Source organism: Pullulanibacillus sp. KACC 23026, from assembly GCF_029094525.1.
GTDB lineage: Bacteria > Bacillota > Bacilli > Bacillales > Sporolactobacillaceae > KACC-23026.
Genome location: NZ_CP119107.1, coordinates 2117508 through 2130074, shown reverse-complemented (window position 1 = coordinate 2130074; position 12567 = coordinate 2117508). Strand labels below are relative to the sequence as shown.

The 12567-nt window shown below is 46.8% G+C and carries 4 protein-coding genes, 17 tRNA genes and 3 rRNA genes; all 24 read right to left on the bottom strand.

Annotation, left to right across the window (positions count from 1 at the left end; genetic code table 11):
• Positions 1-4: 4 nt before the first annotated feature.
• The 24 genes from PU629_RS10075 to PU629_RS09960 all read right to left on the bottom strand — a co-directional run bounded on the left by PU629_RS10075 (position 5) and on the right by PU629_RS09960 (position 12567).
• A complete protein-coding gene (locus PU629_RS10075) occupies positions 5-373 on the bottom strand; it encodes an SCP2 sterol-binding domain-containing protein (RefSeq protein ID WP_275284120.1) in 369 nt (122 codons plus the stop codon).
• Between the two features lie 61 nt (positions 374-434).
• On the bottom strand, positions 435-1034 hold the full coding sequence (locus tag PU629_RS10070; RefSeq protein WP_275284119.1) for a TetR/AcrR family transcriptional regulator: 600 nt from the start codon (positions 1032-1034) through the stop codon (positions 435-437).
• 267 nt (positions 1035-1301) lie between these two features.
• A complete protein-coding gene (locus PU629_RS10065; RefSeq protein ID WP_275284118.1) occupies positions 1302-2126 on the bottom strand; it encodes a Cof-type HAD-IIB family hydrolase in 825 nt (274 codons plus the stop codon).
• 391 nt (positions 2127-2517) lie between these two features.
• Positions 2518-2591: transfer RNA gene (locus tag PU629_RS10060), tRNA-Ile, on the bottom strand.
• A 17-nt stretch (positions 2592-2608) separates the two neighbouring features.
• Positions 2609-2682, bottom strand: a tRNA-Gly gene (locus PU629_RS10055).
• A 16-nt stretch (positions 2683-2698) separates the two neighbouring features.
• A tRNA-Met gene (locus PU629_RS10050) sits at positions 2699-2775 on the bottom strand.
• 52 nt (positions 2776-2827) lie between these two features.
• Positions 2828-2901, bottom strand: a tRNA-Pro gene (locus PU629_RS10045).
• Positions 2902-2905: 4 nt separating this feature from the next.
• Positions 2906-2982 (bottom strand) — tRNA-Arg (locus tag PU629_RS10040).
• 16 nt (positions 2983-2998) lie between these two features.
• A tRNA-Leu gene (locus tag PU629_RS10035) sits at positions 2999-3087 on the bottom strand.
• A gap of 21 nt (positions 3088-3108) precedes the next feature.
• Positions 3109-3183 (bottom strand) — tRNA-Gly (locus tag PU629_RS10030).
• A gap of 1 nt (position 3184) precedes the next feature.
• Positions 3185-3267: transfer RNA gene (locus PU629_RS10025), tRNA-Leu, on the bottom strand.
• Between the two features lie 18 nt (positions 3268-3285).
• A tRNA-Lys gene (locus PU629_RS10020) sits at positions 3286-3361 on the bottom strand.
• 6 nt (positions 3362-3367) lie between these two features.
• Positions 3368-3442: transfer RNA gene (locus PU629_RS10015), tRNA-Gln, on the bottom strand.
• A gap of 81 nt (positions 3443-3523) precedes the next feature.
• A tRNA-Tyr gene (locus PU629_RS10010) sits at positions 3524-3605 on the bottom strand.
• Positions 3606-3634: 29 nt separating this feature from the next.
• Positions 3635-3710 (bottom strand) — tRNA-Thr (locus tag PU629_RS10005).
• Between the two features lie 18 nt (positions 3711-3728).
• Positions 3729-3804, bottom strand: a tRNA-Phe gene (locus tag PU629_RS10000).
• Between the two features lie 392 nt (positions 3805-4196).
• Positions 4197-4272, bottom strand: a tRNA-Asp gene (locus PU629_RS09995).
• 14 nt (positions 4273-4286) lie between these two features.
• A tRNA-Met gene (locus PU629_RS09990) sits at positions 4287-4363 on the bottom strand.
• Positions 4364-4368: 5 nt separating this feature from the next.
• Positions 4369-4444 (bottom strand) — tRNA-Val (locus tag PU629_RS09985).
• 2 nt (positions 4445-4446) lie between these two features.
• Positions 4447-4521, bottom strand: a tRNA-Glu gene (locus tag PU629_RS09980).
• A gap of 71 nt (positions 4522-4592) precedes the next feature.
• Positions 4593-4708: ribosomal RNA gene (gene rrf / locus PU629_RS09975) — 5S ribosomal RNA — on the bottom strand.
• Between the two features lie 64 nt (positions 4709-4772).
• A 23S ribosomal RNA gene (locus tag PU629_RS09970) occupies positions 4773-7722 on the bottom strand.
• 124 nt (positions 7723-7846) lie between these two features.
• Positions 7847-9407: ribosomal RNA gene (locus PU629_RS09965) — 16S ribosomal RNA — on the bottom strand.
• The 16S, 23S and 5S rRNA genes sit together here with 17 tRNA genes alongside, the layout of an rRNA operon.
• A 1291-nt stretch (positions 9408-10698) precedes the next feature.
• Positions 10699-12567 carry an ABC transporter ATP-binding protein gene (locus PU629_RS09960; protein ID WP_275284117.1) on the bottom strand — a complete coding sequence of 623 codons (1869 nt, stop codon included), beginning with the start codon at positions 12565-12567 and terminating at the stop codon, positions 10699-10701.

Here is a 12567-nt window from a genome sequence, read left to right as displayed (position 1 = left end):
CGGTTTATCCTTCTTTTCGGCCAAACTTATAGTTTCCAAGAATGGTATCGAGCTTCAAAGCAAGCCCCATATTTCCTTTAACCTTTAGACGCCCTGTCATAAATGCAGCAGCACCGCTTAATTGCCCTAGAAGAAGTGATTTAAAATGTGACGTCTTCATGATTAAAGTGCAATCTGGCTTAGAAAAATGGTCGCGAACAACAGTCGCTCTTCCGTCAGACAAGTGCAATTGATAAACCCTTTCTGCCTCTCCTTTTAAATGGTATTGATAGACGACATTTATCCCTTCAATCGGCTCAGGATATTCATTCATCGCTTTTTCAATCTCATTCCATATTTCATCTACTGAAAGGTCTTGGATCGCTCTTTGCAAATCGGCTCACTCCTCTAATAGCGCTTTCATTTTAATTAACAAACGGCAAAAATGGAGGTGCTTAAGCACTAGAAATAAGTGAAAACGCCCCAATGATAATTCCATTTAACAAATGAGCAACGTCATCCTGATTAAGTTCTTCTTGATCAATGATACTTTGCAAGACCACTTCATTAATGGCTCCCACCATGGCCCGAGAGACTAGTCGCAACTGTTCTAAAGACTGTTTTTGTGGAATGATCGTGTGTACAGTTTCATAAATACGGCCCGCAAACCTTTGAATGGCCTGCCTTCGAATCCGTTCTGTCTCATGGCTCACACCACATGAGACAACAAGTAATAAGCGTGCTGCTTTCTTCTGCGTCATACAAATTTCAATATACCTTCGAATTCCCGCAAAGGCTTTGTAAGTGACCTTTGTTTCATGGTTCACAGCGTCTTCCACTTCTTCAATAAGCTCCTCCTGAAGCGTCTGACAGAGATGGATAAGCAAATCTTCCTTTGTTTCGAAATGTTGATAAAACGTGGATTTAGATACTCGCGCTTGTTCCACTAAATCCAGCACGGACGTCTCCATATATCCTTTTTCAGTAAACAAGTTGATCGCCGAGAAAAATAATTTGTCTCGTGCCTCTGTAGGCATCACTTGTGTAAATAGCATATGTCTCCCCACTTAACTTTAGTACGATCTCGTATCCACTTCATCGTAAAACAATCAAACAAATCTGTCAATTGATTTGTGATTAAAACTAACGACAGTTTAATGTACACGCAATCTAGAGCAAAGAAAAATCGATTAGAGACAACAGGATAAACGCGATGACATTTTTTATTTTATAAAAAAAGAGCAGACCCCTATAAATGAGGCCTGCTTCTTTTACATAATCTATTCAAGATTATAAAGTTTGTTTACTTCTATTAAAAACATTTAACTTTGAACCGTTTCAGTCTTTAAAATAAACGATTCTACCACTTTCGCAACACCATCATTCATATTGGTATCTGTGATAAAATCGGCATGAGCTTTAATTTCTTCTGTGGCATTCCCCATTGCGACGCCAAGACCCGCAAATTGGATCATGGACAAATCATTATTACTGTCTCCGATAGCAATGACTTCATCACGGCTTATGCCAAGCTTTTGAATCAGTTTGTCTAAGCTTGTCCCTTTTGTTACGCCAACTTCTGTAAATTCTAAAAAGAAAGGCTTTGACCGCATAATACTTAAGCAACCGTCGAACTCTTTTTGCAGCTTTTTTTCCACTCCTGCAAGAAAATCAGGTTCCCTTAACATGAGTGCCTTAACAACAGGAGCTGTGACGGCCTCTTTAAAACTGTCCACAACATCGATTGGCAGATTGGTCAATTTCCCTTCTATATCCGTGTACTCATTAGGATCTTCTGTTATGATCTTGTCTCCCAAATACGTATGGATCCAAACGTTTTCACGACGACTAATATCGTATAGTTCATGCACGGTTTCTACTGGAAGTGTCGAACTGAACAAGACTTCGCCCGTTCTACAATTGATGATGTTTCCTCCGTTAAAAGAAAGAATGAAACTTCCATAATCCTTTAGCCGCAGTTCTTCAGCAATAGGAAGCATACCACTTTCCGGCCGGCCAGATGCCAGCACGACTTTAACCCCCGCATCCTGAGCATCCATCAAAGATTGTTTTGTTCGTTCTGAGATCGTTAAATCGTCACGTAATAGCGTATCATCTAAATCTAGAACAATCATTTTATAGGTCATAAAAGTCATTCCTCCTATTTAATATCCTGAAAATAAGTCCAATTTGAAAAGGCAGACCATTTTTCATTCAATTGGTGGCGGCGTAAAACACACCATGGGAGGTTAGCTCCCTTATTCTTTCGTGCTGCCTTGCCTAAAATCTTAAACTAATGAGTAAAACAAAGATCACCCTAAAAGGATGATCTTCAAATCCATTTTTTAGACATTTGAGAGATTCAAACAAAGGGAATCCCGCTCCCTTGGTCCTAGCTTTTAAAGAGTAGCTAGAGAAACGGGCATTATTTAAATGAGACCGTACAGACGGTTTCCTCATAATTAAAATAGGCGTCCACAAACGTGGGCGCTATGTTTCTAATAGAAAAAAAGACTGCTTATCGCAGTTCTTTTAAAATGGGCCTGAGTGGACTCGAACCACCGACCTCACGCTTATCAGGCGTGCGCTCTAACCAGCTGAGCTACAGGCCCACATTCAAATAAATGGATGGAGCGGGTGATGGGAATCGAACCCACGACCAGAGCTTGGAAGGCTCTTGTTTTACCACTAAACTACACCCGCATCTACTAGATTTAATTGGTAGCGGAGGAGGGAATCGAACCCACGACCTCACGGGTATGAACCGTACGCTCTAGCCAGCTGAGCTACTCCGCCAAGTTGATTTATTTAAGTTATCTTCTTCTCTTAAATGAATTGTTTAAGAGTATCGGGAAGACAGGATTTGAACCTGCGGCCCCTTGGTCCCAAACCAAGTGCTCTACCAAGCTGAGCTACTTCCCGTAAATGGCGCGCCCTGGAGAACTTGAATCCCCAACCTTCTGATCCGTAGTCAGACGCTCTATCCAATTGAGCTAAGGGCGCATTCTATTTTTAGTATTGGTGCCGAGGGCCGGAGTCGAACCGGCACGGTAGTCACCTACCGCAGGATTTTAAGTCCTGTGCGTCTGCCAATTCCGCCACCCCGGCATGCGCTAATTACTATAAGATTGGAGCGGAAGACGGGATTCGAACCCGCGACCCCCACCTTGGCAAGGTGATGTTCTACCACTGAACTACTTCCGCATGGTGCGGGTGAAGGGACTTGAACCCCCACGTCAAAGACACTAGATCCTAAATCTAGCGCGTCTGCCATTCCGCCACACCCGCATATATATTAAATTAAGATGGTGAGCCATGAAGGATTCGAACCTTCGACCCTCTGATTAAAAGTCAGATGCTCTACCGACTGAGCTAATGGCTCAAAACTTGGCTGGCCCACCTGGATTCGAACCAGGGCATGACGGAATCAAAATCCGTTGCCTTACCGCTTGGCTATGGGCCATCATAGAACTAGTGAGAAACGAACTGTCCCGAAGATTAATTGGGAATCTTATTTGGTCGTTACTAATGCTCATATGATGAGTGGAGGGAGAAGGATTCGAACCTTCGAACCCGTTGGGAACGGATTTACAGTCCGTCGCGTTTGGCCGCTTCGCTATCCCTCCACGAAACACTTCATGTATAGAATGAAGCATGGTGCCGGCCAGAGGACTTGAACCCCCAACCTACTGATTACAAGTCAGTTGCTCTACCAATTGAGCTAGGCCGGCATAACCTATAAATTTTAATGGTGGCTCGGGACGGAATCGAACCGCCGACACGAGGATTTTCAGTCCTCTGCTCTACCGACTGAGCTACCGAGCCATATAAATTTTGTGTCGGTCTTGACTAACTCTGTTTAAAATCTCTTGTCAACTTATGATGATTTTAAACAACTCGTAGTTTATTCAAAGGTGTAATGCTCGTTGCTCTACCGACTGAGCTACCGAGCCATATAAATTTTGTGTCGGTCTTGGCTAACTCTGTTTAAAATCTCTTGTCAACTTATGATGATTTTAAACAACTCGTAGTTTATTCAAAGGTGTAATGCTCGTTGCTCTACCGACTGAGCTACCGAGCCATATAAATTTTGTGTCGGTCTTGACTAACTCTGTTTAAAATCTCTTGTCAACTTATGATGATTTTAAACAACTCGTAGTTTATTCAAAGGTGTAATGCTCGTTGCTCTACCGACTGAGCTACCGAGCCGTATAATATGGCGGACCCGACCGGGATCGAACCGGCGATCTCCTGCGTGACAGGCAGGCATGTTAACCGCTACACCACGGGTCCATATTAAAATAATTTGGTTGCGGGGGCAGGATTTGAACCTACGACCTTCGGGTTATGAGCCCGACGAGCTACCAGACTGCTCCACCCCGCGACGAATGGTGGAGGATGACGGGATCGAACCGCCGACCCCCTGCTTGTAAGGCAGGTGCTCTCCCAGCTGAGCTAATCCTCCATTGGTGACCCCTACGGGATTCGAACCCGTGTTACCGCCGTGAAAGGGCGGTGTCTTAACCGCTTGACCAAGGGGCCATTGCATTAGAAATTCTAAATTATATAGAGACTATAATAACCTACAGTTCATCTTATTATGTAAATAATCTGCCCGGCGGCGTTCTACTCTCGCAGGGGGAAGCCCCCAACTACCATCGACGCTGAAGAGCTTAACGGCCGTGTTCGGGATGGGAACGGGTGTGACCTCTTCGCCATAACCACCGGACAAAGTATTCAATTGAAGGATCGTACCTTCAAAACTAGATAGGAAGTCAAACAAACACTAATTTAAGGTTAAGCCCTCGATCGATTAGTATCCGTCAGCTCCATGCGTTGCCGCACTTCCACCTCGGACCTATCTACCTCATCATCTCTAAGGGATCTTACTGACTTAAAGTCATGGGAAATCTCATCTTGAGGGGGGCTTCATGCTTAGATGCTTTCAGCACTTATCCCGTCCACACATAGCTACCCAGCGGTGCTCCTGGCGGAACAACTGGGACACCAGCGGTGTGTCCATCCCGGTCCTCTCGTACTAAGGACAGCTCCTCTCAAATTTCCAACGCCCGCGACGGATAGGGACCGAACTGTCTCACGACGTTCTGAACCCAGCTCGCGTACCGCTTTAATGGGCGAACAGCCCAACCCTTGGGACCCACTTCAGCCCCAGGATGCGATGAGCCGACATCGAGGTGCCAAACCTCCCCGTCGATGTGGACTCTTGGGGGAGATAAGCCTGTTATCCCCAGGGTAGCTTTTATCCGTTGAGCGATGGCCCTTCCATGCGGCGCCACCGGATCACTAAGCCCGACTTTCGTCCCTGCTCGACTTGTAGGTCTCGCAGTCAAGCTCCCTTGTGCCTTTACACTCTGCGAATGATTTCCAACCATTCTGAGGGAACCTTTGGGCGCCTCCGTTACTCTTTAGGAGGCGACCGCCCCAGTCAAACTGCCCACCTGACACTGTCTCCGAACCGGATTACGGTCCCGGGTTAGAATGTCCATACCGAAAGGGTAGTATTCCACCGACGCCTCCACCGAACCTGGCGGTCCGGCTTCAAAGGCTCCTACCTATCCTATACAATCGATACAGACATCCAATATCAAGCTGCAGTAAAGCTCCATGGGGTCTTTCCGTCCTGTCGCGGGTAACCTGCATCTTCACAGGTACTATAATTTCACCGGGTCTCTCGTTGAGACAGTATCCAAGTCGTTGCACCTTTCGTGCGGGTCGGAACTTACCCGACAAGGAATTTCGCTACCTTAGGACCGTTATAGTTACGGCCGCCGTTTACTGGGGCTTCAATTCAGAGCTTCTCCTAAAAGGATAACCCCTCCTCTTAACCTTCCAGCACCGGGCAGGTGTCAGCCCCTATACATCACCTTTCGGTTTAGCAGAGACCTGTGTTTTTGCTAAACAGTCGCTTGGATCTTTTCACTGCGGCTCAGCAGGGCTATTCACCCCGCCAAGCACCCCTTCTCCCGAAGTTACGGGGTCATTTTGCCGAGTTCCTTAACGAGAGTTCTCCCGAGCGTCTTAGGATTCTCTCCTCGCCTACCTGTGTCGGTTTGGGGTACGGGCACCTTGAGACTCGCTAGAGGCTTTTCTTGGCAGTGTAAACACGGGCACTTCGGTACTAAAATTCCCTCCCCATCACAGCTCAGCCTTACGAAGGCGGGATTTGCCTCACCTTCAGCCTTACTGCTTGGACGCGCCTATCCATCAGCGCGCTTGCCTTGCCTTCCTGCGTCCCCCCATTGCTCAAACGTCTCCTGGTGGTACAGGAATATCAACCTGTTGTCCATCGCCTACGCCTTCCGGCCTCGGCTTAGGTCCCGACTAACCCTGAGCGGACGAACCTTCCTCAGGAACCCTTAGGCTTTCGACGGAGGGGATTCTCACCCCTCTTTTCGTTACTCATACCGGCATTCTCACTTCTAAGCGCTCCAGCAAACCTTCCAGTTTACCTTCTCTGCCCTTAGAACGCTCCCCTACCATCCCATTGGGATCCATAGCTTCGGTGATACGTTTAGCCCCGTTACATTTTCGGCGCAGCGCCACTCGACCAGTGAGCTATTACGCACTCTTTAAATGGTGGCTGCTTCTAAGCCAACATCCTGGTTGTCTGGGCAACGCCACATCCTTTGCCACTTAACGTATACTTGGGGACCTTAGCTGATGGTCTGGGCTGTTTCCCTCTCGACGACGGATCTTATCACTCGCCGTCTGACTCCCGAGAATGAGTCCTTGGCATTCGGAGTTTGACTGAACTCGGTAACCCTGTGGGGGCCCCTCACTCAATCAGTGCTCTACCTCCAAGTCTCTTCCCTCGAGGCTAGCCCTAAAGCTATTTCGGGGAGAACCAGCTATCTCCGAGTTCGATTGGCATTTCACCCCTACCCACACCTCATCCCCGCACTTTTCAACGTGCGTGGGTTCGGGCCTCCATTCAGTGTTACCTGAACTTCACCCTGGACATGGGTAGATCACACGGTTTCGGGTCTACAACCTTAAACTATCGCCCTATTCAGACTCGCTTTCGCTCTGGCTCCGTCTCTTCAACTTAACCTTGCTTAAGATCGTAACTCGCCGGTCCATTCTACAAAAGGTACGCCGTCATCCCCCCGGGTCCCCGCAAAAGCCTACTTTTGTGGGTGGGGTGGACTTCGACTACTTGTAAGCACACGGTTTCAGGATCTCTTTCACTCCCCTTCCGGGGTGCTTTTCACCTTTCCCTCACGGTACTGGTTCACTATCGGTCACTAGGGAGTATTTAGCCTTGGGAGATGGTCCTCCCGGATTCCGACGGGGTTTCACGTGTCCCGCCGTACTCAGGATCCACTCAGGTTGGGGGTCTGTTTCGACTACAGGGCTGTTACCTTCTCTGGCCGGCCTTTCCAAACCGGTTCGTCTACAGCTCCCCTTCCGGGATGAGTGTCCTACAACCCCAAGAGGCAAGCCTCTTGGTTTGGGCTGTTCCCGTTTCGCTCGCCACTACTAAGGGAATCGCATTTGCTTTCTCTTCCTCTGGGTACTTAGATGTTTCAGTTCCCCAGGTCTGCCTTCCATACCCTATGTATTCAGGTAAGGATACTGCCCGTTCAGGGCAGTGGGTTTCCCCATTCGGAAATCTCCGGATCAAAGCCTACTTACAGCTCCCCGAAGCATATCGGTGTTCGTTCCGTCCTTCATCGGCTCCTAGTGCCAAGGCATCCACCGTGCGCTCTTATTCGCTTAACCTTGTTACAATTAATGTCTTGTTTGCACTTCATTATCCAGTTTTCAAGGAACGATTTCGAGTGTTCACACACTCAAAACCAAACAAATAACCAAAAGCACCTAACGCTAAGAATCGTTTCCTTAGAAAGGAGGTGATCCAGCCGCACCTTCCGATACGGCTACCTTGTTACGACTTCACCCCAATCATCTGTCCCACCTTCGGCGGCTGGTTCCTTACGGTTACCTCACCGACTTCGGGTGTTACAAACTCTCGTGGTGTGACGGGCGGTGTGTACAAGGCCCGGGAACGTATTCACCGCGGCATGCTGATCCGCGATTACTAGCAATTCCGGCTTCATGCAGGCGAGTTGCAGCCTGCAATCCGAACTGAGAGTGGCTTTATGGGATTCGCTCGACCTCGCGGTTTCGCTGCCCTTTGTACCACCCATTGTAGCACGTGTGTAGCCCAGGTCATAAGGGGCATGATGATTTGACGTCATCCCCACCTTCCTCCGGTTTGTCACCGGCAGTCACCTTAGAGTGCCCAACTGAATGCTGGCAACTAAGATCAAGGGTTGCGCTCGTTGCGGGACTTAACCCAACATCTCACGACACGAGCTGACGACAACCATGCACCACCTGTCACTCTGTCCCCCGAAGGGGAAAGCCCTATCTCTAGGGTGGTCAGAGGATGTCAAGACCTGGTAAGGTTCTTCGCGTTGCTTCGAATTAAACCACATGCTCCACTGCTTGTGCGGGCCCCCGTCAATTCCTTTGAGTTTCAGCCTTGCGGCCGTACTCCCCAGGCGGAGTGCTTAATGTGTTAACGTCAGCACTGAAGGGTGGCCCCTCCAACACCTAGCACTCATCGTTTACGGCGTGGACTACCAGGGTATCTAATCCTGTTTGCTCCCCACGCTTTCGCGCCTCAGCGTCAGTTACAGACCAGAGAGCCGCTTTCGCCACTGGTGTTCCTCCACATCTCTACGCATTTCACCGCTACACGTGGAATTCCACTCTCCTCTTCTGCACTCAAGCTCCCCAGTTTCCAATGACCCTCCACGGTTGAGCCGTGGGCTTTCACATCAGACTTAAGAAGCCGCCTGCGCGCGCTTTACGCCCAATAATTCCGGACAACGCTTGCCCCCTACGTATTACCGCGGCTGCTGGCACGTAGTTAGCCGGGGCTTTCTGGTCAGATACCGTCAAGGCGATAGCATTTCCTCTATCACTTGTTCTTCTCTGACAACAGAGCTTTACGATCCGAAGACCTTCATCGCTCACGCGGCGTTGCTCGGTCAGACTTTCGTCCATTGCCGAAGATTCCCTACTGCTGCCTCCCGTAGGAGTCTGGGCCGTGTCTCAGTCCCAGTGTGGCCGATCACCCTCTCAGGTCGGCTACGCATCGTCGCCTTGGTAGGCTATTACCCCACCAACTAGCTAATGCGCCGCGGGCCCATCTGTAAGTGATGGCAGGACCATCTTTTACATTGACACCATGCAGTGTCAACGATTATCCGGTATTAGCTCCGGTTTCCCGAAGTTATCCCAGTCTTACAGGCAGGTTGCCCACGTGTTACTCACCCGTCCGCCGCTCGATCCACAACCATCACCCCGAAGGGATCTGGAAGTTTCACGCGCTCGACTTGCATGTATTAGGCACGCCGCCAGCGTTCGTCCTGAGCCAGGATCAAACTCTCAAAAAAGTGCAGTTAAAGCACTGCTGGCTTTTGCCGAGAACAGATCTCTTCTAAAAAAGGTCTGTTCCCCTTAAAAAATATGTTCGTTTGATTCCTAGCGTTAAACTCAAAGCATGACTTTGACTGGCGCTTTTGGTTTTTGTTTAGTTTTCAATGTACGAAACAATCTACTAATCTCTCACTATCAATCGCCGTTTCTCAAAAGCGACTTTAATATCATAACATGCCTTCAAGATGAAGTCAACAAGTTTTTTTCTTTGTTAAAACCATCCGTCAGAAGCGACATTTGTTATCTTAACTCTTTTAATTGCAATAGTCAATAGCTTTTCATATTTTTTTAAAAAATTTCTAAAGGCTAGTTATATAATCGAATGCAAGAAGCTAATAAAACGCATAACCAATAGATTAACCACGTATGTTTATCTCGACTAAAACAAGTTCAATACAGAGGTTTCTGATGGTAATTACTAATTCTACTGGTAATTACTAATTCTACCATAAGACAGCGTTGCTTCAAACACCTACTCGCTTATGACCTATGGAAAATTTCTGCCTGACTTGCTGCTATTAAGACCCGACAGGAGATTGTAGATGATATGGTTTATCACAAAAGTACATATCTAGTGAGTTTAGAAAAGGTACAGTGCTACAAAGAAAGCCCGGGAAACTTGTTACATAAAACGAATTTACTCGAAGTTAAGCAAAATTATCCATGGTTCCAACATATAAAAGGTTATATAAACCGATTTCGGTTAATTCGATTTCTTCGACTGCGTCACCCAAATGGGTATAGAGGTTTCCAAGACGGAAATAGGTAAGACTCCTACAAACCTATTGCTTGTCTTCTCATTTTGTGGGTACTCTAGAATCTTCTCTTTGCTGGATTTGGGTAAAATTCAAGGCTTTAAATAAAAAATGTTTGGCAGAAGTTAAATATAAGGAAACGAAACACCCAAGTTATTTTTGGGGTGTTTCGCAATGTTCGAGAGGTTATTTTTGGTGACTATAAAAATGATTAAATAGTCGTAAGTGGCCAGTTGTTGTCTCTGATTCTACTAGCAGATACTCCGAAATAGGCTTTCAAGGGACAAAGCAGCATGATGAACGTACCAGTCAGAAGCGCCCCCTTGCGTCTATCTACCTGCAAAGCCAGGCTCTGGCGAAAGCTAGCTCGGTACAATCGAGCACGAAGTCATTCCGTGAAGATAAATCATGATGACAGGTATAAGATTAGCTAGAAGTTCGAAAGGAGAAAAATGAAACAAGAGAACCGTCCCTGCGTTTCCACGCGTTTCTTTCAGACGCCTTCGAGGTTTTTGAATTGGTTGTAAAACATGTTGTAGTATCTGCCTTGGTGATTGATGAGTTCGTCGTGGCTGCCTTTTTCTATTATTTGTCCGTGGTCGATTACCATGATGGTATCAGCTTCACGGATGGTGTTTAATCGGTGGGCAATGATGAAGCTTGTGCGGTCCTTCATTATCGATAGCAGGGCATCCTGTATATGAAGTTCCGTCCGTGTATCAATGCTGCTGGTTGCTTCATCTAAGATGAGTAAAGCAGGCTTGGCAAGGAATACTCTAGCGATCGCTAAGAGTTGGCGCTGCCCTTGACTGAGGTTACCGCCATTTTCCGATAGCATCGTCTCGTACCTGTCCGGCATTCGGTTAATAAAGACATCGGCGTTCGCCATTCTCGCCGCTTCTTTTACTTCCTCATCAGTTGCATCTGGGTTCCCGTATTTTATATTTTCTTTAATAGTTCCTGAAAACAAATACGTATCTTGAAGGACAAAACCAAAACTTCTTCTTAAGCTGTCCCTTGTATAATGACGGATATCGACGCCATCTATTAAGATTCGCCCTTCTGTTACATCATAAAATCGGGTTAACAGATTCACTATAGTTGTCTTACCTGCTCCGGTAGGTCCGACGAGCGCTGTACTTGTGCCCGGCTTTGACTCGAAACTAACATTTTTTAGAATCGGTACATCCGGCCGGTATCCAAAGCTGACGTTTTCAAAAACAACATGGCCTTTTGGATTCTCAAGTGGAATAGCATCCTCTATATCTAATGGCTCTTCTTTTTCATCAATAATTTCAAATACACGCTCGGCTCCGGCAACACCTGATTGAAGGACGTTAAATATATTGGCTAAATTATTGAGCGGCTGTACAAACTGACGTGAATAGGTCAAAAAACTCGCGATCACCCCAACCGTGATCATACTTTTTACCGCTAGGATCCCCCCTACTACGGCGACCATTGTAAAGCCAAAGTTGTTAATAACATTCATGAGCGGCATAAGAAACCCGGACCAAATTTGTGCCCTAAGGCCAACCTCGCGCAAGGATTTATTAACTACTTCAAATTCAGCAATGGCTTTTTCTTCATGGTTAAATGCCTTTACGACCTGCAGGCCTGATATAGTTTCTTCAATATGACCGTTTAATCGGCCAAGCTCCATTTGATTATTTTTAAATAATTTCGCTGTTCGTTTAGCAATCGTTCGCGTTAGCAAAAACACTAACGGGACAGTGATTAAACTAGCAAGCGTTAAGATCGGGCTCAAAATAATCATCATAACAAGAGAGCCAAGAAGAACGATGGCACCTGACATTAATTGTGTCGTGGATTGAGATATGGTGTTGCTGACATTATCGATGTCATTAGATAGTCGACTCATCAGTTCGCCGTGCGTCCTAGAGTCAAAAAAGGCGACTGGGAGTTTTTGCAGTTTTTGAAAGAGATGGGTACGAAGGCTTTTGACAATTCTTTGGGAGACACCTGCCATTAACCACCCCTGTAAAAAAGTTAAGATCCCATCTGCCACATAGGCTCCAGCAAGAACGACGATCATGATTCCAAGTAGATGAAAGTTAACGCTACCGACCTTTATTGACATAGCATCAACGGCTTTGCCAATCAAATAAGGAGCAGATAACATCACGATGGAGTCGATCAAAATAAACACAAATATAGTAGCTAATAGATTTCTTTCTTTGCCGAAGTATGCCCAAAGCCTTTTCAGTGTCCCTTTAAAATTCTTTGGTTTAACGACTGGCCCTCTGAATCTTGAGGCTCCGCCGCCCCCTGGTCGCCCCATCGGTGTAAATGATGGGCGTTGTGCTTGATTTCCATTCGTTTGTCCGGATTGACTAGTCAT

Bases quoted from the DNA above. Each gene is read 5' to 3' on its own strand.
- PU629_RS10070 (WP_275284119.1), bottom strand. From the start codon at position 1,034: ATGCTATTTACACAAGTGATGCCTACAGAGGCACGAGACAAATTATTT.
- PU629_RS10065 (WP_275284118.1), bottom strand. From the start codon at position 2,126: ATGACCTATAAAATGATTGTTCTAGATTTAGATGATACGCTATTACGT.
- PU629_RS09960 (WP_275284117.1), bottom strand. From the start codon at position 12,567: ATGACTAGTCAATCCGGACAAACGAATGGAAATCAAGCACAACGCCCA.